The sequence below is a fragment of the Bacteroides caecigallinarum genome, from assembly GCF_016901995.1.
GTDB classification, from domain to species: domain Bacteria; phylum Bacteroidota; class Bacteroidia; order Bacteroidales; family Bacteroidaceae; genus Phocaeicola; species Phocaeicola cellulolyticus.
In genome coordinates this window covers 1-23,826 of record NZ_JACJLE010000005.1, presented here as the reverse complement: position 1 = coordinate 23,826, position 23,826 = coordinate 1, and the positions used below count along the sequence as shown (strand labels likewise).

Annotated in this window: 12 protein-coding genes and 1 pseudogene; all 13 read right to left on the bottom strand. The window is 37.3% G+C overall.

The window, feature by feature from the left end:
- Window positions 1-6: 6 nt before the first annotated feature.
- Window positions 7-1,629: a fibronectin type III domain-containing protein gene (locus H6A61_RS02200; protein WP_204390601.1), complete on the bottom strand. Its 1,623-nt coding sequence runs from the start codon at window positions 1,627-1,629 to the stop codon at window positions 7-9.
- Window positions 1,630-1,657: 28 nt separating this feature from the next.
- Window positions 1,658-3,607, bottom strand: a complete 1,950-nt coding sequence (locus H6A61_RS02195; protein WP_204390600.1) for a RagB/SusD family nutrient uptake outer membrane protein — start codon at window positions 3,605-3,607, stop codon at window positions 1,658-1,660.
- Window positions 3,608-3,633: 26 nt separating this feature from the next.
- Window positions 3,634-6,894, bottom strand: a complete 3,261-nt coding sequence (locus tag H6A61_RS02190; protein WP_204390599.1) for a SusC/RagA family TonB-linked outer membrane protein — start codon at window positions 6,892-6,894, stop codon at window positions 3,634-3,636.
- A 318-nt stretch (window positions 6,895-7,212) separates the two neighbouring features.
- Window positions 7,213-9,552 (bottom strand): glycoside hydrolase family 3 N-terminal domain-containing protein, encoded by a 2,340-nt coding sequence (locus tag H6A61_RS02185; protein WP_204390598.1) that lies wholly within the window; start codon window positions 9,550-9,552, stop codon window positions 7,213-7,215.
- A 47-nt stretch (window positions 9,553-9,599) separates the two neighbouring features.
- Window positions 9,600-10,796: an AGE family epimerase/isomerase gene (locus H6A61_RS02180; RefSeq protein WP_275951548.1), complete on the bottom strand. Its 1,197-nt coding sequence runs from the start codon at window positions 10,794-10,796 to the stop codon at window positions 9,600-9,602.
- 3 nt (window positions 10,797-10,799) lie between these two features.
- Window positions 10,800-12,179 (bottom strand): MFS transporter, encoded by a 1,380-nt coding sequence (locus tag H6A61_RS02175; protein WP_204390597.1) that lies wholly within the window; start codon window positions 12,177-12,179, stop codon window positions 10,800-10,802.
- A gap of 21 nt (window positions 12,180-12,200) precedes the next feature.
- Window positions 12,201-13,373 (bottom strand): glycoside hydrolase family 130 protein, encoded by a 1,173-nt coding sequence (locus H6A61_RS02170; RefSeq protein WP_204390596.1) that lies wholly within the window; start codon window positions 13,371-13,373, stop codon window positions 12,201-12,203.
- Between the two features lie 17 nt (window positions 13,374-13,390).
- Window positions 13,391-14,488: a glycoside hydrolase family 26 protein gene (locus tag H6A61_RS02165; RefSeq protein ID WP_204390595.1), complete on the bottom strand. Its 1,098-nt coding sequence runs from the start codon at window positions 14,486-14,488 to the stop codon at window positions 13,391-13,393.
- 92 nt (window positions 14,489-14,580) lie between these two features.
- The gene (locus tag H6A61_RS02160; RefSeq protein WP_204390594.1) at window positions 14,581-15,861 is read right to left on the bottom strand and encodes an acetylxylan esterase; all 1,281 of its coding nucleotides are present in this window, start codon (window positions 15,859-15,861) and stop codon (window positions 14,581-14,583) included.
- Between the two features lie 199 nt (window positions 15,862-16,060).
- Window positions 16,061-17,998 carry a hypothetical protein gene (locus H6A61_RS02155; RefSeq protein ID WP_204390593.1) on the bottom strand — a complete coding sequence of 646 codons (1,938 nt, stop codon included), beginning with the start codon at window positions 17,996-17,998 and terminating at the stop codon, window positions 16,061-16,063.
- Between the two features lie 11 nt (window positions 17,999-18,009).
- Complete coding sequence (locus tag H6A61_RS02150; protein WP_239469065.1) at window positions 18,010-19,269, bottom strand: glycan-binding surface protein; 1,260 nt, start codon at window positions 19,267-19,269, stop codon at window positions 18,010-18,012.
- 13 nt (window positions 19,270-19,282) lie between these two features.
- Complete coding sequence (locus tag H6A61_RS02145) at window positions 19,283-20,998, bottom strand: RagB/SusD family nutrient uptake outer membrane protein (protein WP_204390591.1); 1,716 nt, start codon at window positions 20,996-20,998, stop codon at window positions 19,283-19,285.
- 11 nt (window positions 20,999-21,009) lie between these two features.
- Window positions 21,010-23,718, bottom strand: a pseudogene (locus H6A61_RS02140) (SusC/RagA family TonB-linked outer membrane protein); the annotation flags it as partial.
- Window positions 23,719-23,826 lie beyond the last annotated feature (108 nt).

Here is a 23,826-nt window from a genome sequence, read left to right as displayed (position 1 = left end):
ACTAAATTATTTTATATACCAACGTGGGTCACCACAATTATCCTTACCTGCAAAACTGTTATCAATTATTGTGAAATCAAAGTTTGCAGGATCTTTAAACAACTGTGTTTCTGTTCCTTCATAATCAGTCAAACCAGTGAATTTGTTACCTGTAAAGTAAACGTCTTTTGTCTGATATGAATTATCTACCTTCACATCACCTGAAGCACGTACTCCCTTAGTTGATTCAGTAGAAGTACTTCCAAAAATAGTATTATTTATTGTAACACCCTCAGATGGGCCATAAGAGTCACTACCGCAATCAAGTAAATAATCACCGCTTCCCATAACCTTACTCAAAGTACAATCCTCAATCAACAATGAAGTAAAGTTAGTGTTTTTACAGTAAACAAAACTCTTACCTGTATAAACTACTGTTGATTTCTTGAAGCTTATATTTTCTACTTTTCCTTTACCGCTGCCGGCATCTACATGAACCAAACTATATGTTCTGCTTGTGGCACCGTATATTATACAGTTTTCAAATGAAAGGTTTGTAATTGTTTTTGCACTTGAGCCTTGCAGTCTGACAGGAGAGTTCTTTAAATCATGTATAAAGCAGTTATTGAATTTCAATGCTCCAACAGTAGATTCATCACTCTGATTTACCAAATAATCACCATATTCTCCAGTCAATTCAACGTTCTCAAAGTTTACGAATGCATGAGTACCTCCAATTTCGAAGTTCTTAACACCAACTATAGCCTGATTATCTCCCGGCATACCGAAGAATGTTACAGACAAGCCATCAGGAATAGTCAATGTACCTTCATTATAGTATTCTGCTCCTGAAGCCAATGTTACATTTACAGTCTGATAGCCCTGTGCCTGAAGATCAACCAGAAGAGCATTATTCAAAGAGTCTCCGGCAGCCAGATTATAAGTGAAATCTGCATCAGGTACCTTTGCTGTAGTTGTAAATTCAAGTACACCGCGTTTTGTTTCGCCAAGATATAAAGTAGCTACATAAGATGTCAATGGAGTCAAGCCAGATATAGTAGCTGTACCCTCTGCTTTTTCAGTATCTGACAAAGGATATGAAACGACCAAGGTTGCATTATTATCAGTTATATCTATACGTTCCACATCAGCTCCTGCTTCCCAGTGTAGAGTAACACTTTCTGCTTTCAAGTCATTACCTGTAATAGATTCAAAAATCTGCTCAGTTTTAGTGGTAAAACTATAATCTGAAAGATAAGACCATTTAGAATCGTTTTTACTCTCAGCAGCAGCTTTTATTCTAAGGAAATATTTTGTATCAGGAACAAGTCCGTTTACTACATAAGGGCTTTCTGTAATCAGTTCTTCCAATCCAAAAACCATCGCCCCGTTCTGTCCAATTTCTATTTCATCATACAGGCTGTCAGTACTCAACTCTATTATATAATTCTCCGCACCTTTAACCTTAGTCCATGAAACCTCGGCAGAAGTTGCTTCTTCCGACACAGATATTTTATCTTGTTGTACACTAAACACTCTATCATATGAGCTATCTACGTCCCAGTCATTGGCATCTGTACACGAGGTTACTCCCAATGCAAGCATAGACACAAACGATCCGGCTATTGCAAAATATTTTAAGTCTTTCATTTCTATTTAATTATTAGGTTACAAAAAATCAATCTGAGTATCCATAAGAGTTATGCAATGTACCTCCAGCAGCAGATATTGTAGTAGAACCTATAGGAAGGATATATCGATTTATCACTTCTACATTATCACCGACCAATCCGCTTGATATTGACGGAAGATTAATCAACAGATTCTTCTGTGAAGCATCAGTTCTTTCCTTTCCAAAGAAATCTTTGCTATCATCATAATCTTTATCTGTTTTTCCATCAGGAAGTCCATACCATGTAACACTTGACAAATCAATTTTTGTCTTCGACTCATCAGTATAGTTAAAATAAATCTTTTCAGGATAACCGTTTGTTTCGTCCTGCATCTGGCTGACATATTCATCTTTGAATTCATTGATTTTCTCAGCCAATATATTCCAACGGATCAAGTCGAACTTACGAACACCTTCACCCGCAAGTTCCCAGGCATTTTCATCTACAATAGCATCAAACATGGCATCCTGAGTAGCGGCAATATTATTAACATAAGCTTCTGCATCAGCCTTATCCGCATCAGCAAATGCACGACAATGAACCTCCTTTAAAGCCTGACGTGCTGTAAGACCGGCATAACCGGCATAAGTTCCATCAGGACCTGCAAGCTCATTCATTACTTCAGCATACATCAACAACACCTGAGAGTAACGCATACGGACTACATTAATTCCGGTCATCCATTTAGCATTACCGGTTGCTATTGCGGATTGTCTCCACTCTTCGTTCATCTTACGGATATCCCATTTTCCAACATATATTGCGAATGGAGCATTACCTACAAAGCTCTCTTTTAATACGCCATCTTCTTCTTTCAACTGAACCTGTGCACAAGTTATATCACGGCGAAGGTCTTTCTTGTCATACGACCAGAAGAATGGTGCAGTTACTTTCATCTTACCGGAAGAGTTTCCTTTTGCACCATATTGTGCACTGGCACCATTGATACGCACTCCAACTGTATAACCTAATTCACTGCTTACACCCAATCCCATAGGAATCTCAAAGATGTTTTCTCTATAAGTCTGATCAAGAGTACGCTGATTAAGCAAGTACCATTCATTTTCAAAAGACGGATTCAATTTATGAGTACCGTTAGATATCACTGCTGTCAAATGTTCAAGAGCCAACTCATACATTTTTTTACGAGTATCTGCATCACAACGCTGGGTAGGATATGTAGGATCTGTATATGTGGCAGTTTCATATCCGTCTTTAGCCTTTTCACGTATAGCCCATCCTGCTCTTGTCAAAGCAATCTGTGCTAACAATGAGTGGGCATAACCCTTTGTTATACGCTCTGTTGTATAGTTTGACACTTCACCTGCCCATGGCAAATACTCTATAGCCTCTTTCAGGTTAACCATCAAAGTATCCATTATTACATCACGGTCAGTCTTTGCAAGATATGCATTACTCAAGTCAGACTGTGTAGGTTCGAGTTTCATTGGTATATCACCGAAGAAACGAATCATGTCAAAATAAAGCATCGCTCTCAATGTCAACGCCTCACCCTTATATCTTAACATAGTCTTTGCTTCAGAATTATCTGCAGCAATCAACGGACTGCTCTCTACCATTTCTATTGTAAGATTGGCATTTTCAATGGCGCCATACATTTTGCTCCACATATCACTCAGTTTAGACCATGCAGGATTGGCATTGAAATTCATATTACCACGCTCGCTGGTTGGATTGACAGCATCATCTCCCAATCCGTCAACAAGTTCACAGTCAGAATTAAGTCCCCATATTATAGGAATAGCCTGTGAATATGTTATGTCATTTGTAAGGTCACCATATATTTTATTTACAGTCAGACCTGTGTAATAGCTAGACTGGGATATAGTTTCAGAAGTCAAATCCGAAGGAGAGTTCTGCTCCAAAAAATCAGAACAAGCAGAAACAGTCAACGCTCCAGTAGCCAAAACAAATATTTTTACTATATTTTTCATAAGATAATTTCCTGTTTTAAATGGTTTTAGAATGTAACATTAATACCTCCGACAAAAGAACGGCTCTTAGGGTATGCAGCATAATCAACTCCAGGATTCATAGGATTCTTTTTGCTGGTTGTATCCACTTCAGGGTCAGCTCCTGAATAATTTGTCAAACAGTACAGATTGTATCCTGTAGCATAAATTCTTATTCTCTGAGCAAACACTTTCTTAGCCCAAGATTTTGGTAAAGTATAACCTACAGTTATGTTATTTACACGCAAGAACGATGCATCCTCTACTGCATAATCCGTAAGTTGCATTGTAGTTACAGCAGCCGGATTATAGATTGTTGCACCTGCGTTTATCTCATTAAGTCTGGCAACCAGATTTTCTGCTCCTCCATAAGCTTCAACTGTATTTGGAGATGGACGTCCAAGGTTCATACCTGTAGCAGGATCAATCCAAGTATATCTACCGTTTGCCAATGAGAAATCATTATTTATATTATATCCTCTGGCAGAACCCGAATAAAATGAAAGAGCCAATTTTGTACCATTGATAATCTTGTTTCCTACCGAATAGTTAAAGAACAGATTAAAGTCAAAGTTACCGATTGTTCCGTCGAAACCAAAACCACCTGTTACCGGAGCAATTGTATTGCCTAGTCTTTGCTTGAGAGGTTCACCATTTTCATCACACTCCAGCTTCAAGGCTCCAGGATACAATGTACCTCCAGTAATAGACTTGCTGTTATCTGTTATACCTTCTCTCAAAGCCCAGCTAGTACCATTCAACACAAGTTCTCCATTAGGATTTGAAACAGGATCATAAGCTGTAAAGAAACCATTTGTCTTATATCCCCAGATTTCTCCCAATCGTCCACCTTCTTCAACACAGAAGTTTTCATATTTCGCAAGTGTACTACCAGCCCATTTATAAACCTGCTGCCATGGATTATCAGAATTCAGTTCATCAATACGGTTCTTATTATAAGAGATATTGAAGTTGAAGTTCAAGCTTGCTTTCTTTTTATCAAGTATAACTGCATTCATTGACAATTCAACACCCTTATTTGAAGTCTTGCCAAAATTCTGATATTGATATGAATAACCTGTATTTGAAGGTATTTCAGTCTGCATCAACAGGTCTTTTGTAGTATTCCAATATACATCAACAGAACCGGACAAGCGATTATTCCAGAAGCCGAAGTCCACACCAAGATTTCGCGTAATAGTTGTCTCCCATTTCAATCCAGGATTAGACAAGGTAGTTCCGTGTTCCAACATTGACACTCTGTTTTCATCGAAGAAAGGAGCTTTTGATGTATTGTCAGACAAAGAGAAAGTACTATACATCAAACCTGAGCTGATACGGTTATTACCGGCTGTACCAAAACTTAAACGAAGTTTCAGATTAGACAACCAATCAGAGCTTTCTTTCATGAAATCCTCATCAGAAATACGCCAAGCCAATGCAGCAGAAGGGAATACACCCCATTGGTTTCCTTTGGCAAATTTACTTGAACCATCGGCACGGACTGTAACAGTCATCAGATACTTGTCCATTAAAGTATAATTGGCACGTCCGAAGAATGAAACCATATTATCTTTAATACCTATATAAGTCTGATTTGGCAATGCTGTTCCTGAACCCATATTGGCCAATACCTCTTCTATAGTCATTGATGCAGGGAATGCCACTGATGTGTTTTCCAATGTAGTTTCCTGACTGCTGCTTACTTCATGTCCCACAAGAACATTCAAATGGTCACGACCACTGAACAGTTTCTTATTATCGTAAGTGATAGTATTTGCATTACGCCAGTTTCTTGTCACATCGCGGTTAAACACAGTCTGAGGCTGACCGTTATAACCTAATTTTGAATTCTGAACAGCATCAGCAGTCCATACCTGATCTGTATTATCATACTTCCAGCTATATCCGAACTCAGAACGAACTGTAATATTCTTAAATGGTTTCCAGTTCAGACCAACGTTATAGTTCTGATTAAGTGTAGATCTTTTCTTATATGTAGCCAACAAACGTTCCAAAGGATTCTTTTGTGTACTTGTATTATTTTCCTCGTCATCAGTATTTGTTGTCAATGGTTCTACAGGGCGGAAACGAGCCGAATTTGCAACAATTGAATTGGCTGCATTAGATTCATTGGTATCGGCACCACCGCTCAAACCATTAATGATAGTGTAACTCATACGGGCATTGAAATCCAATGAAACCCAATCACTTAACTCAGCGTTAATCTTAGCGTTGATATTATCTTTATTATAACCAGATCCCAACATTATACTCTTTTCGTCATTGTGAGCATAGCTTACATTATATTTTACCTGCTTGCTACCTCCACTGACATTCACATTATACTGAGTCTGATTACCTGTACGTCCAAAAATTTCATCCTGAAAATCATCACCTTCTACAGATCTCCAGATATCCAAATCCGAATAATTTCCATAATCTGTAGAACCAAGTTCATGCTGATAAGCCACATAATCATACGGGCTTAATACTTTTACCAGTTTTGTAACTTTCTTGAAACCGTAAGAAGCATTGAAATCTACCTGTGTTTTTCCTTCTGTTCCACTTTTTGTAGTAACAATTATTACACCATTAGCACCTCTGGCACCATAAATAGCAGTAGATGACGCATCCTTCAATACGTCAATACTCTGAATTTCAGAAGGAGCAATATCACTGATACTTGAAACAGGAAATCCGTCAACGATATACAACGGAGAGTTATCCTGCGACAAAGATCCTCCACCACGAACACGAATCTTCATTTCCGCATCAGGTGAACCTTCTGTAGTCGTAATGTTTACACCGGCCAATTTACCAGTCAAAGCCTCAGCCGCACTTGACACTGGCACTGCTGCTATCTTCTCTGAACTTACAGAAGCTACAGCTCCGGTCAAATCTCTTTTATTAACAGTACCATAACCGATTACCACGACTTCATCCAGAACTTCGGTATCTTCATGCAAAACAACATCAATCAAAGAAGAATTATTTTCTTTAACTTCCACCTCAGTTGTTTTATAACCGACATACGAAAAAATCAAAGTCTGACCTGCTTTTACATTAGGCAAACTAAAATTACCATCAATATCTGTAATTGTACCAAGTCCTGTATTCTTCACTTGTACACTTACACCTATTAATGGTTCACCCGATGCATCCCTGACAGATCCATTAACTGCACTCTCTTGAGCGAAAGAAGGAAAGCTACATGCGCCTGCTATCAACAACAAGCCTGCTTTCTTTTCAAAAAAATTACTACTCATAATTTTAAGATTGTTAGGTATATGTTTTTCTTCAAATAAAATTTCTTCTGTAAAAACATCTTTTGCGTTAATCACCAAATGAAAAAGTTAACATTTCATCCACTTGTTTGAAGCAAAAGTAGCACTAACACTTATATATGATGTGGGAAATATTGATTAAAGAGTTTCAAAAATTGACTTATTATCTGGGTATAAATGATTTTGAGAACATCATGGAACAATTTTTCCACTACTTGAGTAATAAATTGAAATATATACAAAAAAAGAACGTGGAATTTTATTTATTTCCACGTTCTATATAGCTAAGATTTATTTAATTCAACGATTAGGAGTGTCCCATATTTTTGTTTTAGTACAACTGATATCTATACGTTGATCGCCACACCTAATTATAAAGTTTCCTTTCTCAAGACGCCATTTTCCATCATATCCTACAAAAGCAAGATCACTTCCTTTCAACTTTAAAGTAACAGTCTTTGTTTCACCAGGCGCCAATTCAATCTTATCAAAATTACGCAGACGAATATTGTCAGGAGTACTGCTTGCTACCAGGTCTTTTGAGTATAGAAGCACACTTTCCTTACCTGCTACACTTCCAGTATTAGTTACATCAACAGAAAATACCAGTTCATCCGAATCTATAAATTCTGTTTTATTAACCTTTAGATTGCTGTATTGGAAAGTTGTATAACTCAAGCCATATCCAAAAGTCCACTGAACATCCATTACTGCATCATAGTTATAATTACCTCCCATCTGACCCATATTTTCACAAGGTTTGTAATCATATGTAGCCAAAGAATTGATAAAGCGTGGATAAGTAAAAGGCATCTTACCGCTAAAGTTTGCATCACCTGACAATAAATTAGCCAATGCATCCCCGCCATAATTTCCTGGCAACATAACGTTCACTACAGCATCAGCCAAAGGCTCTATATCATTTATAATTCTCGGTCTTCCCTGATTCAATACAAGTATTACCGGTTTACCTGTAGCGGCCAATTCCTTGACCAGATTACGCTGATTAACAGATAATGTCAAATCGCTCATATTTCCAGGAGTCTCGCAATATGAATTTTCACCGATACAAGCAATAATAACATCAACACCTGCCGCAGCTTTTACAGATTTTTCTATCTCAGGAGTATTCTCTTCCCACCAGTTATCATTCTTATATGGAGCATAAGTAACACCAGGCTCATAAACTATATTATCTTTACCGAATTCATTACATAAAGCTTCATATATTGTATTATAAGCACCTGCAAATTCATCCGCACGGTGTCCCTGCCAACTATACGACCATCCGCCATTCAGACAACGCATCGAATTAGCATTAGGACCTGCAAGCAAAATCTTTGTACCCTTCTTCAAAGGTAAAATATTACCTTCATTTTTAAGAAGGACTTCAGATTCTTCAGCGGCACGAAGGGCTTCAGAAGCAAATTCTTCTGATCCAAACTTAACATATTTCTTAATATCCCAATATGGATTATCAAACAATCCTAAACGGTATTTCAGTCTTAACACTCTGGCCACAGCATCATCTATTCTACTCATAGGAACTTCTCCCTCTTCCACCAGTTCCTTGAGATAATCACAGAAACTCACTTCATATGGAACCATTGACATATCAATTCCGGCATTGATAGCTATCTTTACAGCCTCTTTTTTCGTTTCTGCTATGTGATCACGAGTGCAAAGATTATTAATATCAGCCCAGTCTGTAACTATCATACCATCCCAATTCAAGTCTTCTTTCAACCATGCTGTCAATAATTCCTTATTTGCATGAAAAGGCATTCCATTGTCAACACCGGAATTGACCATTACAGACAATGCACCTGCCTTAACAGCCGCGAGGAAAGGGGCAAAATGCTTTTCACGCATATCAGTACGGGATATAGAAGAAGGGGTTCTGTCTTTTCCGGAAACCGGAACACCATAACCCATATAATGTTTCATACATGCTGCTACATTATATTCACCAATATGATTCGGATCTTCTCCCTGAAAACCTTTCACAGCTTCAACACCCATTTCCGCATTCAGATAACAATCCTCACCATAATTTTCCCACATTCGTGGCCAACGAGGATCACGCCCTAAATCCACAACAGGAGCATATGTCCATGGAATACATCCTGCCTTTGTTTCATAAGCAGAGATTTCAGCTCCACGACGTACAAGAGCGCGATTGAATGTAGCTCCCATGTTTACCCCCTGAGGAAACAATGTTCCATCCAAAGTATATGTTGTCCCATGAATCTGATCGACACCATAAATACATGGTATTCCTATTTCTTTCATGGATTTTTCCTGAATCTGTCTTATGGTAGACGCCCATACTTCTTTCTTTTGAGCTACACTGAGAGGGACATTCAATATAGAGCCCACCTTATATTTGCCTATCACGGTATCCAACATAGCTTCACTAAGTTTGAATCCGTTCTTGCTACCGGGGAAATCAGTAACTACATCCACTGTAATTTCACACATCTGACCGATTTTCTCCTCCAAAGTCATTTTCTTCAACCATCTTTGGATATTTGCTTCAATCTCAGGATCAGAAGGTATTGCAGGAGCAACCTGCGCATCTACCGCCAAACTACCTAAACATACCAATGAAGCCATAGCTATATTCTTAATATTATTCATAATTTAATTTATATTTGAATAAGACATTATACAACAATATAATAAAATCAGTTGAAACGTTCCAATATCTCCATACACATACGCCCGTTGTGATATGGACATTTCCAGAAACCAGCCTTGTCATCCTTAATATTCACTTCGTGGTTAGCATATACACTCCAGTGCCATTCACCATTATGTCCGTCAATAATGAATGTCTTTATAAAATTCCAGCATTTAACAGCCTTTTCAAGCGCCTGTCTGTCTCCAAAATACTGGTACAGATTCATATGTCCCACTACATTCTCAGCCTGCACCCACCAATGCAGTTCTCTATCAACTTTTCCTTTATCTATAAAGTTTTCATAAATCATACTTCCGTCAGGATTCAATCCTTCGTCAGCAGCCTCAGCTATCTTAATAATAGCAGGTTCCACCTTTTTCAATATATCCTCATCACCTAACACAAGTGCAGCCTCATGAATAAGCCATGAAGCCTCAATATCATGTCCATAAGAAACAATATGATATTTATTTGTCCAGTCATCTTCAAAGAAAAGGTTCAAGTGATAAGTTTCTTTATCAAGAATCTTCTCCAAGAATATATCAATAAGATTACTTATCTGCTTCTTCAATCTTTCATCCTTCCATACGCGATACAGATTTGTGTATGGTTCAAGAATATGCAAATGAGTGTTCATTGTTTTTCTTTCATTCTCATCCTTATCACTTAGGCGCATATCCTCTATAGGTTGCCATTCACGAGTCAAAGCCTCAACATAGCCATTTCTTTCAGAGTCGAAACTATATTTCTCAATCACATCAAACAAACGCTTTGCATAATCTAAAGCTTCTGCATCTCCTGTTGCACGAGAATACTCGCTAAGACCATATATAGCAAAACCTATTGCATAAATCTGTTTTTTAGTATCTACAGGATTTCCAAGATAATCAAGTTCCCAATAAATACCTCCAAATTCCTTGTCATAAAAATGATTTATGATGTAATCCTTCGCACGGGTCGCTGTATCAAGATATTCTTTTTTAGCCAACAAGCGATAAGCAGCAGAAAAAGTCCACAAGATACGCGCATTCAAGATTGCTCCTTTAGAGGCAGACTTATACAACTCGTTTTCACCTGAAATACGTCCGTAAAATCCGCCATTCTCACAGTCTTCCATTCTTGTCATCCAGAATGGAAGTATATTATTTTCAAGTTCAGCTTTTACCTCAGAACTTAGTTGTTTCACCATTTCGTTAGACATAATTTATTTACGTTTTAAATTCAATTGTTCCATTACATTTTTCATCTTCTGTTCGCCCAAAGGATAAAAACAAACAAATATAACTGAGATGAATGCCGCTGCCGCAGGAAGCAGACTTAAAAACATTTTTATACCGTTAATTGTCTCAGCACTTTGCTCAGCATTAGCCTGAAAGCCGAAGAAAGACAACAACCAGCCTGTTACTGCGGTACCTATAGCCCATCCGAATTTCTGGCTCATAGACGAAGCACTAAAAATCAATCCTGTAGCACGATTTCCAGTCTTCAACTCCGAGAAATCTGCACAATCTGCATACATTGACCACAATAAAGGGAATATACTTCCTGCACAAATACTAATAAGGCATTGGAATATGAATATCAACGACAAATCATCCTTATCGAACCAAAAGAAAATAACACTAAGTACAGATGCCACAAGCATTGACAATGCAAATGTATTCTTTTTACCTATTTTATTACTTAAAGGAGCGGCTAAAACAACACCTATAATATTCGCTATCTGCCCAACAGAAAGATAAAGTCCGCTCAATACAAACGAAACACCCATTAAAGAAATCGTATTGTGTTCTTCTTCCAGTACGAAATATTTAAAATAGTAAACTGCCGCTCCGTCACGTATAGAATTAAATACAAGTGTCGCCACACCTGCTCCGAATAAAATCCACCATGGTTTGTTATGAAACAAATCCCTGATATCATCCTTAAGCGAAGTTTTATTTTCATTAATAGGCTTTACCCGTTCTTTAGTCCATGCAAAACATCCCAAGAACAAAAGTATGCACATCACAGCAATAACTACGACAGCCATAAACCATCCAAACTGCTGATCGGCAGCTTCCTTACTATTACCGCTAAAGACATTAACCATTGGCATAAACAGTAATAATGCTATAAAACTACCTATATAGGCAAACATCATTCTATAGGTGGAAAGAGTATTTCGCTCTTTAGGATCAGGACTCATTACTCCCAACAATGATGCATAAGGGACATTAATACCCGAATAAACCATCATCATCAGCGAGTATGTGATATATGCATATACCAACTTACCTGCGTTACCAAACGGAGGTGTATAAAAAGTAAGTACTCCTATCAACCCAAACGGAACAGCAAGATATAGCAGATATGGTCTGAATTTTCCCCACTTGCTTGAAGTACGATCAGCTACTACACCTACTATAGGATCAAAAACCGAGTCCCATATACGCGTTACCAAAAACATAGTACCGACCATTGCAGCCGGCAATCCGAATATATCAGTGTAGAATATCATCAAATAAGCTCCAAACAGTTTCCAGAACATGGACGATGCCATATCGCCAAAACCATAGCCAATCTTTTCCGTGAGTTTTATCATAGCAGTACTTACTCCTTCTTTTTATTTTATTAATTTCAAATTTTTATCTATAAGTTTTTTCAATGTTTCTACAGAAGCTGTAGTAGTCAGACCATCCTGTGGAGTATTCATACAGTAATCCACAAGTTTGTCAATAGTAGAAACGGCCACATGCATACGTGTATCCGAAGATGCATAATAAATAAATACCTTGCCATCCTCATCAGCTATCCATCCATTAGTGAAAAGCACATTTGATACATCACCGATTCTTTCCTCTCCTTCCGGTGCCATAAAATAACCTCCAGGAGATGCGATCAGTTTACTAGGATCTTCCAATGAAGTCATATACATATAAAGTACATAACGCAATCCCGCAGCACAACCACGAACGCCATGAGCCAAATGCAACCATCCTTTAGGAGTCTTGATAGGATGAGGTCCCTCACCGTTCTTAACTTCCTTAATAGTATGATAATAGCGCTGGTCGATAATTTTCTCCTCCTTAATTTCAGCATTAGTAATATCATCAACCAAAGCCCAACCTATTCCACCACCACTTCCGGCATCAATAAATCCGTCTTGAGGACGAGTATAGAATGCATATTTACCATCCACAAACTCAGGATGAAGGACAACATTTCTCTGCTGGCTCTTTGATTTCAAATCAGGCAGACGTTCCCAATTTTTCAGGTCCTTTGTACGTGCAATAGCCGCTGTAGCTGTAGCAGACGAAAGATCTCCAGCAGGAGCATTGTCATCGTGACGTTCTGCACAGAATATACCATAAATCCATCCGTCTTCATGTGCCGTCAGACGCATATCATATATATTAGTAGCCGGAATTACATCATCAGGCATAGTAATAGGATAATCCCAAAAACGGAAATTATCAACTCCGTTAGGACTTTCGGCAACCGCAAAGAAAGATTTACGGTCAGCTCCTTCAACGCGTACAACCAGAAGATACTTTCCATTCCATTTTATCGCGCCAGAATTCATTGTAGCATTCATTCCAATGCGTTCCATCAGATACGGATTTGTCTTTTCGTCCAAATCATAACGCCAGAACACAGGAGTATGAGCTGCGGTAACTACAGGATATTTATAACGGGTATAAACTCCGTTTGATGTTTCAACAGGTTCATTCTTACGAGTAATCAACTCTTCATGCTGTTCAAACAGTTTTCTTACTTTTTCGTCAAATTGATTCATTTATATATTGATTTAATTTACTTTATTGTTTTCATATCACTTGCAAACAATGTACGAGGATCATTATAGAAATTCACAAAATCCGCTGCGGATTTATGTCCAGGATAAGGAGCATAATAATGATTTTCCCTTTCTCTGGCATTTCGCCATACCAGAACATAGCTAATAGGATATTTCTCTATTGCCGGCATCAAAGTTTGAGTCCACCACAACGAATCAGGAATAGTCTCGTATCCAGTTTCAGTTACAGCCATCAGCTTATTATGCGCCTTGCTTACCTGCGACATTATAGTCAGTGAATTATCCAGACTCTTCAAATAAGCATCACGGTCAAACTGGTAGGCATCAACTCCAATCAAGTCAATGATATCATCACCCGGATAACGTTCAAGATACTCGGTTGAATCTTTAGGTTCTGTACCAGGAGAATAAGCATAAAGGAGTTGTGTCACACCTTTTTCCTGCATTCTGTCGTAAGTCATACGCCAAAGCGCTTTATAATCTTCTGTAGAGCACAAATTTTGTCCCCACCAGAACCAGCTGCCGGTATGTTCATGCCATGGGCGGAACAAGATAGGAACCTTGACACCATCAGATGTTTTTATAGAATTCATATAATCGGCAATCTTGTCCAACCATCCCATAAATTTTTCATGATTAACACCGCCTGGCAATACAGATTTTACAACAGTTGAATCACTTACATCCCAAGAGTCTTTTCCTGTAAGCGGATTATCTACATGCCAACTGAAAGATGACATACCTCCTCTTTCATATTGTGCAATGACCTCTTTTCTTATTCTATCCAAAGGGACATTATCCAAAGTCTTGTCACCAAAAATCTCCATACGTCCCAAATCAAAAGACATTATAGCAGGATAATCACCACACACACTTTTAACATCACTTCTGTTTTCATCACCATCCCATCCAATTCCATATACCGGATCATCATGATGACCGAACATAAATTTCTTCTCTGCAGAAATATCTCTTAACTTGTCAAGCATTTCCTCTGCTTCAGGTGTTTTATTTACTGTTTCTTTTTCTATATCAGAACATGACATTACAGACAACGCCATAAGTATAACCGAAAAAAATTTAGATTTAATCATAAACTTCTTTTTATTACTCTTTCATTGCAAAAATAAAAAAACAACTACACGTTATATGATACTATTTTAACCATATTATATAGTTTCTTGAATTATTGTATCTCCAGCATCTTTAAAAGCCAGTTATTCCATTCATCATACTGTTCCTGATACCAGTAATGACCTGTCTGAAGATAAGTATGGACTTCTTTTGGAGCAGTTATTACGTTATACGCAGAATATACTGATGTAGGAGGACATACCACATCATTATAACCAAAACTAAACCAACCTGGAACTTTAAGCAGAGACGCAAAATTCGCAGTATCATAATATTGAATATTTTTAATCAGTTCATCACTTGGATTATTCTCATAATACAAATAATGAGGCCAGCCTCCCGCACGTTTCTGCAAAAATGCCGAATGATCACAAAGCGCCGGATGAATTGCCGCATAAAACGTTATTCTTGAATCCAATGCAGCTCCAATTATTGACAATGCACCTCCCTGACTGGCACCTGTTATACCTAATTGTTCATGATTAAACTGTGGCAAAGATTCAATAAAGTCAATAGAACGTATTACCCCTGTTATAACACGGTTATAATAGCAATCAAATCTGTCATGAGCATTGAAAGTCCAATAACCATTCAATGGGCCATTTTGTAAATCATCATAAATTTTCTGTTCTTGGGTAACAGACACGCCATGTATTCCTATCTCAAGAACTATCGCTCCCTTTGAAGCTATATACGTATCTCCCTGATATGGACGTACACCAGCTCCAGGAACTCTAAGCAAAGCCGGATATTTGCCTTCCTTTACAGGTATAGTAAGAATACCATAAATACGTGAGCCATAACGATTATTTTGAAAACTTACCTCATATGCGTTTACCGTTTCCGTACATCTGTCGGGTAAAAGTTTCATTTTATAATCCAATGGAACTTCTCTAGCCTTGCTTATACATTCTGTCCAAAATGAAATGAAATCCTTTGGTTTTTCAGTGACAGGCTTTAATTTCAAAGGCTCGTATGCAGCATTTGCCAAGCCTTCATATTTACGTCCGTTTACCGTTGCATTAACCTTACACATAAAGAAGCCTGGAGTATTCATTTTGCCGGTAAGAGTTATTTTTCCATCTTTGAGTTTTACACCGGATTTTTTCTCTACCGGATACATTTCAGGTCCCAATTCATAATCTATTACTACATCCGGCAACAGATTGTTGGCTTTAAGCACCCTAACTGTGAAGATACACTTCTCTCCAAGCTTATAATTCCAATCTGTATGATCCGGTGAAACCACCACTTTTATTTCCTCCCCCCTAATTTGGGAAAAACATGGAATAGAATAAAACAATACTATTAAAAAGTATAATATATTTCTCATAAGAATTTAATTTCAAGATTATAAAAGTTTAGGATTATGCTGTTGAGTAATTTCATTACATTGCAGCAAGGCTATATTTTCATATATCGAAAAATCGACAATAAAACACAACTAACTATATATTTGAAAATCAGCCCAGGAATTTCTCCCTGGGCTATTTTATAATGAAGCTCTATTACTACAAACTACTAAGTTTTCTTTATTTTAGAGTTATCTTAGTCATTGTAAAGTAACATCCAGTCACTATCATACCATTATTACTTAACAAGACATCCAAAACTTCTTGAGATAATGTCGCAGTATAACTTGTAGATCCAGCAGATAAATTCACATCTGGTATTGTAGGTAACGGGCTCCAACTTCCATCACCTAAACGAAGTTGCCAATAAGCCGAAGAAGAATCTAATGTATAATAAATTGTTATCTCTGTACCTGCCTGAACAGTACTCCAGTCAAAATTTCCATAAGCTAAATCTTGATTAGCAGCACTCCAACTACCAGGAGAGAATGATCCTTCCCATATAACTGTTTCAGGTTTTTCAGCTGGTACAAATGTTACTGTATATTCTACTGAGTTACTACCTGAAATCAATTTTAAAGTAGAATTTGAACCAGAATTTTCAGGCACCATTATCATCAACTCATTACCCTTCAGAATATATTGAACAGGATTATCATTAATATTAACAGCAGTCAACAATTCTGATTTAGCTATTTCTACAGTCATTATTTCACCTGCTGTATATTTTTCTTCCAAACTACTTATAATATAACAAGCATCAGGTGAAATTACCGTCACATTAGGGATAGAAACTTGTTCTCCATTGGCCATATTCAACACAATGTCTCCACTTTGGGCCAATGCTGGAACCACTACAACCAATTGATCATTGGACTGTGAAACTATCTCACCTTTTAAATCGCCTGCAAATACGACGTCTGACACCAAACCGAGATTACTACCTACTATAGTAGCATCTTCACATGCTTTCACATCTCCACTGAATGACAAATTAATTGGCTTGAGAGTTTCAATAATTCCTGCATCTACGGACTTGCCGCTTTTAACGTTAAAAATCAAATTACCACTCTGTCCATTGGCTGGCATAACGACCTTCAACTGTGTTGCAGATTGCTCCGTCGGTTGAACAGGCTCCTCAATGCCTGGGAAAGACAAAGTAGAAATAACATTAAGTTTTTTACCTGATATTACAATTTCATCTCCTGCCTTGATTTCTGTAGATGGAGTTATTGCTGTAACTTCAGGAGTTGCCATATTTAAGACCGCAACAGATACATGAATTCCAGATGCCGGGACTACCTCAATTTCTCCGTCTGCGGCATTCTCTGGCAATGAAAATTTCAATTGTCCAGATTCAACTGTAAACTCAACCTCACTATTATCAGGATAGCATGGAACTATAACACTCTTTACCAATTGAAGATTATTACCTGCTATTATAATTTCATCACCCGGAAGTTTTTCTGTTAAATTAAAAATCTGATCAACAGAAGGTAATGCAACAGCTAAATCCTCTTCTGAATATATAAGATTAGGCAACTCTGCACCATCAGACAAAGCGACTTGTCCAGTCTGTGCTTCTTCAGGCACAATAATCTTTATTGTTTTACGGTCATGAGTTATAAAGTCCTCAGCAGAAACAACCACATCCTCTGTAAAAATAACCTGATTAATCAAATTAAGATATTCACCAGAAATTGTCAGTTCATTACCTGGTACTATGTTTAAAGGAGAAATACTTTCAATAGCGATAGGTTCAGTAAAAGTTAGCTCTGTTTTTGTCACAATATCTCCTTTAGGGGTTTTTAATAACACTTGACCAGGCAAAGCTTCTTGAGGAACTGTTACACGAATTTCTGTAGGGCTAATTATATTTATATCTGTAATATCCTCACAACCCGGAATAGAAACAGCAGTAACCTGATCCATTCCACTTCCCAAAAATCTCAATTCGCCACCACGAGCTACAGGTGAAGGACCAAATACATTCAATCGTATTCCTTCCGAGAACTGATTAGTACTAATATCATCCCCCTTTAAACAAGAGGTAAAGGAAAAGCCTGAGAATAAAAGTGCTCCTGACAAACAAAGCACTGTCATTATATTTGTTTTCATAATATATCAAATTAATTAATTGGTACTATTCTGATATTATCAATACAAATAGTCGGTGAGCAAGCCGTACCAGTAACTCCTCCACTCCAAACGAACAAAGTCAATCCTGTAATATCTGTAGCCGACAATGTGGAGATAGACATACCAGAAGATGTATAATGGAAATCAGACAACGGTATTGTTACTGTGGTCCAGCCTTCAGTAGTATAACTACCACTTGTCTGCCAAGGTATCCACAGAGCTCGAGGGAATTCATTATTAGAGAAGAATGCATTATTAGCTGTGCCATAAGTTACCTCATTATCCGTTGTGAGCATAATCTGCAAAGCACATGCACTCCATACATTAGGAACATTTACTTCAAACTTCAACTGAAGATTACTCAAGTCACTAAAGTCAACTAACGTATTCAAATTTGGAGCACTTGCATCACCTTTTGGCCAGTAATTAAAAGAGAAGTTATCTTCGTCCCAAGAATTATTATCCAAATCACCCTGGAAATACAAATAGTTATTATCCAATGCAGATACATTGTTCAAAACTCCAATATTACCAGTGCGCCATCCACTACCTATTGCTAGCGCATTATCTCCATCATCATCAAAATCAAATATCAAACCATCATTTTCCATATAACGGAAATTTGATTTTCCAGTACCATAAATAGACTCAACATTTATATATCCAGTAGTCGCATTTTCTGGAATCATAAAACTAACAGCATATCTGGTCTGGCTAGTAATCTCTGTGACCGGAACTTCCCCAATCGTTATCTTCAAAGGAACATTAGGATCATCAATTAAATAATCACCATATATTGTAGCTACAGTACCTGGCTCTGCATATTCATTTGACATTGATTTTACTTCAGGTGCAGGAACTATGACATTAAAATCATAAAAGACAGTGTCTCTATCCCTATTGATAAGTGCAATCTTATTAGTTACTACACCTGGAATTACAGAAGGTATATCAACTATCAACGTATTGTCTGTAATCAGACTTGTATTTAGAACTGCTTTCTGATCGTTAAAGAACAATTCGTAAACACTTCTCAAATTTTCTCCAACTAAACATACCGTATTAGCCATATAAGCCTCGGTGATTAAAGAATCGGCAACTTCAGGGTCTGTCATACGTACATAATACACAGTTGGAATACCATCTGTTATTACATATCTGTCAGGTTCGTCTTCACATGATGTTACAGCGATACCAAGACAAACAGATGCAAATAAAACTAAACCTTTAATATATCTTATTGTTTTCATTTTCTGCATATTTTTAATAACTAAACTCATTTCTAACATCTACATGAATTGGATCTTCCATCAAATGCGGGTTGAAAACTACATCTTCTGTAGGAAACGGCAATGTAAAGCTTGAAAGTGTAACATTCGGTTTAACAGCATTTGGATTATATCGCTGTTCATCAGGATTTACTGTAAACGTTCCTGTCTGATAATATGATTTATACAAAGCATCCAAGCCATAATATATATCACGACGCTGGTTTGTCAATTCGTTAATAGCTCTTTGTGGATCATAATATGCCAAACGAACAAAATCATACCAACGGTCACCTTCACACGCCAATTCAAGGCGACGCTCTTTCCATACGTCCTCCCATGTTATAGATGAAGGGCGTTCATATGAGCTTACAGACCTGTGTCTCACTTTATAAAATGCATCTATAGCAGAAGCATCGGTAGTAGATCCGTTATTTCCAATCATTGCTTCAGCATATATCAAATATACATCAGCTAATCGCAACAAATGAGTACTTAACTGACTACGTTGTACCGAAGCTGAAACTCCTGTTCCTACCATATGGTCATTAGCATTTCCATATAGATGTTTCACCGCATTGGCCCCTGTTCCACTTTGATAAGAACCCGGTCCGCCAAGATTCTTAGTGTCATAAATAAAATTAATATAATTGAAACCACCTTTATCCTGCCAAAAGTACTCATAAACATCTCCACACATCATCATAGTAGCTTTACGGCGTGCATCACCATAATAACGTGTAGGACTTAAAGCATTCTCTCCGAAAGCATCTTGCAAATCAACAGAAGGACCGTTATATCCCCCCCAACAATCACCAAACTCATCAAATCCAACTATTGCCAATTCTGATTGCATAGCATTTTGACATGTCCACATATCAGCTGATGAAGACCAATGCCATGACAACAAGCTTTCTTCATTAAAGTTATTAGCCAAACGAAATATATCAGAATAGTTTTCCAATAAGTTCCTACCTGAATTATCTATTACATCTTTAGCATAGGCTGCAGCTTTACTCAAATCATCCTCATTTCTTGTTCCACTCATTCCATATCCAGACTTAGTGAGATAAACTTTAGCAAGAAGCCCCTTAGCTGTATATTGGTCAATACGACCTTCGGCATTTGATTTTGGAAGAAGCTGAATAGCCTTTTCCAATGTCATCACAATATATTCATAAACATCAGGTATCTGAACTTTATATTTCTCATTATAGTTACCTGCAGCTATATCGTCAGAGTTACTATGAACAATAGGAACTGCCCCAAACGTACGTACCAGATAAAAATATGCCATAGCTTTCCATACTAAGCACTCACCAATACAAGTATTCTTCACCTCATCTGAAACAGTAGTAGACAATAATCTCTCTCTTATTGTATTGGCATAAGCATTGACTGACCAAAGTGAATATGACATATTTATCAAATCCTCATCAGTTCCATTTACTGTAAAAGTCAAATAAGGGGATGATCCCATGTAATAATTACCAGACAATACCTCACCGACTCTAAAAAAGCCACGCTGAAAATCAAACCAAGGAGAATTATAAAGAGGATTTACACCTTGAAAGCACTGATCTTCATTCTGATAAAAGTTATCAACATTGTACGAATCTTCTGCGGGACGATTCAAAAAATCATCACATGAAGACATATTAAATCCCAATACAGCTGATAAAGCCAAATATTTTATATTATTGAATTTCATAACCATTTTTTTTAGAAGGAAACATTCAATCCAAAAGAATAAACTGTAGGAGAAGGGTAACGTCCATTGTCAAGACCATAGACATTTGCACTTGATGTGCTGGCGCCAATTTCAGGATCATAACCATCATACCCTGTAATAGTCAACAGATTCTGGATATTTGCATACACACGAAGGTTGTCAAGTCCCCATTTCTTAATAATCTTTCCAGGGAATGTATAACCCAAAGTTATATTTTTCAAACGAATGTATGAACCATCTTCGATATATCTATCACTAATACGGTCGTTATCATTAGGATCTTGTACTGAAGCACGAGGAATAGTTGCATCACTATTAGCTACTTTAACATTTGTGATATCATCATACCAGTTATAAACGGTAACACCATTTACCACTACTCCTCCAGTGTAATCTTTATTAGGGTCTATAGGAACTAGCTGTGCACGATCCAAAACTGTAGTGAGCTGATTAGTCCATACAGAATTCATATGTGTAAGTTTCATTCCAAGATAATTAAATACCTTATTTCCATACGAACCGTTTATAAATAATGACAAATCAAAATTTTTATATCTGAATGTATTAGTCCATCCAAATGTGAATTTAGGAAGAGGTGAACCAATATTAGTTCTATCATTCTCGTCAATCACTCCATCATTATTAAGATCTTTATATTTAATATCACCTACCCACACTGTGTTTGTACGGTTAAATACACCATCAGTCGGATATTTAGTTGGTTTGGCAGATGTCTTCAAATCCTCTAGATCTTTATACACTCCGTCACAAACATAGCCATAGAAATTATACAGAGATTCACCGACATTTGTCACACTGACCACATCACTCCATTGACCGTATCCAACAATCTGAGCATTTGCGGTTCCATCAAGAGCTCTCAACTTATTCTTGTTAAATGAAATTTGAAAATCAGAATCCCACTCAAAAGTGCCAACAATAGGATGAGTATTCAAGGAAATCTCCCAACCTTTATTTTCAATATCACCATAGTTACCCATCGGAGCGGCCAAAGCTGATGCAGCATTTCCAGAAGTTCCCATATAAGAAGGCAACTGCAAAGACATCAACATATCCTTAGATACTTTCTTATACCAATCGACAACAACGTTCAATCTATCATTAAAAAAGCCCAAATCAATACCAACATTTACCTGTTCCTGAGTTTCCCATCTAATACCTAAATTAGCTATATTAGACTGACGGTATCCTAATCCTAATCCTGTAGGCATTCTGGACATACTTGCTCCCCATCTATAACCACCTATATTTGAATTACCAGTTTGTCCCCAGCCCAAACGCAACTTACCGTTACTTATTACATTATTCAATGGCTCAAAGAACTTCTCATTTGAAAATCTCCACGAACCAGCAATAGCATGGAATCCTGCCCAACGGTTTTCTGGACCAAAATTTGAAGAACCATCATATCGGTAAGTATAAGTAGCCAGATAACGGTCTGCATAGTTATAGTTCAGACGCGTAAAGAATGATGCCATAGAAGAACTTCCAAAACCTGAATTTATAGAAGGTGTACCTGTTCCTAAGGCAGGATTATGCACAACATCAGATGGCAAGTTTGTATTAGATACAGAAGTATAGTCATAATTTGAAGCCCAACACTCCTGACCTAACATTACAGTAAAACTATGTTTGTCTATGTACCCATTATAAGTAACATAGTTTTTCAACTGCCAGTAAGTACTATTATTCTTTTGGATAGAGCTTAAATTACTATCACGTTTCCAGTTTCCCAAATCTACTTTAGGCTGATAACGCTCACCTTTATTATAACTGATATCATATCCAAGTTCAGTATGCCATGTAAGGTTTTTAACCAAAGTAACATCACCAAATATACTACCTGTAAGTTTCTGACGATCCAAAAGAATCTGATCCATCATAGCCATTGCAATTGGATTAGGACTTGTATATCCCTCACGAACAATAGAAGAATAGTTACCATCTATATCGTAAATAGGAATATCAGGCACAGTCTGCAATGAATAACTGATAATACCCTGATCACTATCAGCCAATTTTAAATCATCTCTGGTAGATGAATAAGTAGCATTCAAACCAATTTTCAACCAAGGTTTCAATTGAGCATCAAGATTTGTACGGAAAGAATATCTGTTAAAACTTGACCCTATCAATGTACCATCCTGATCCATAAAAGAACCAGAAACATAATACTTCACTTTGTCAGTACCTCCCTGTGCAGATATCTGATGCTGATGCTGTAATGCTGTACGGAATACGGCATCCTGCCAGTTAGTACCTACTCCCAACAATGAAGGATCTGCATAAATAGCATTTTCTTCAAATTCTCCTACCTCAACAAAATCATTATAGAAACTAGCAAACTCACGCAAATTCATCATATCCAAACGCTTAGTCTGCCTTTGCACGGCAAGCATTCCATCATATGTAAATTTAGCCTCACCTGCCTTTCCTCGTTTCGTAGTTATTAATACTACACCATTCGCGCCTTGTGCTCCATATATGGCCGTAGCTGATGCATCCTTTAATATTTCCATTGAAACAATATCAGCTGGATTTATGGTTGAAAGAGGAGATATTGTAGAAACAGAACCGTTTCCTAATGCATCTCCAAGTCCGAAATCAGCACCTGAAGATCCACCACCCTGTATAATAACACCATCAATTACATACAAAGGTTCAGCATTAGAATTAATAAGTAGATGTTCATAATTAGTTTATATCATATAGATTTGCTACCTTTGCCTCATAATCCTCAAAGCTACCTCTATGGGCAAAGTCAAATCAATCAGATTAAAGGACTC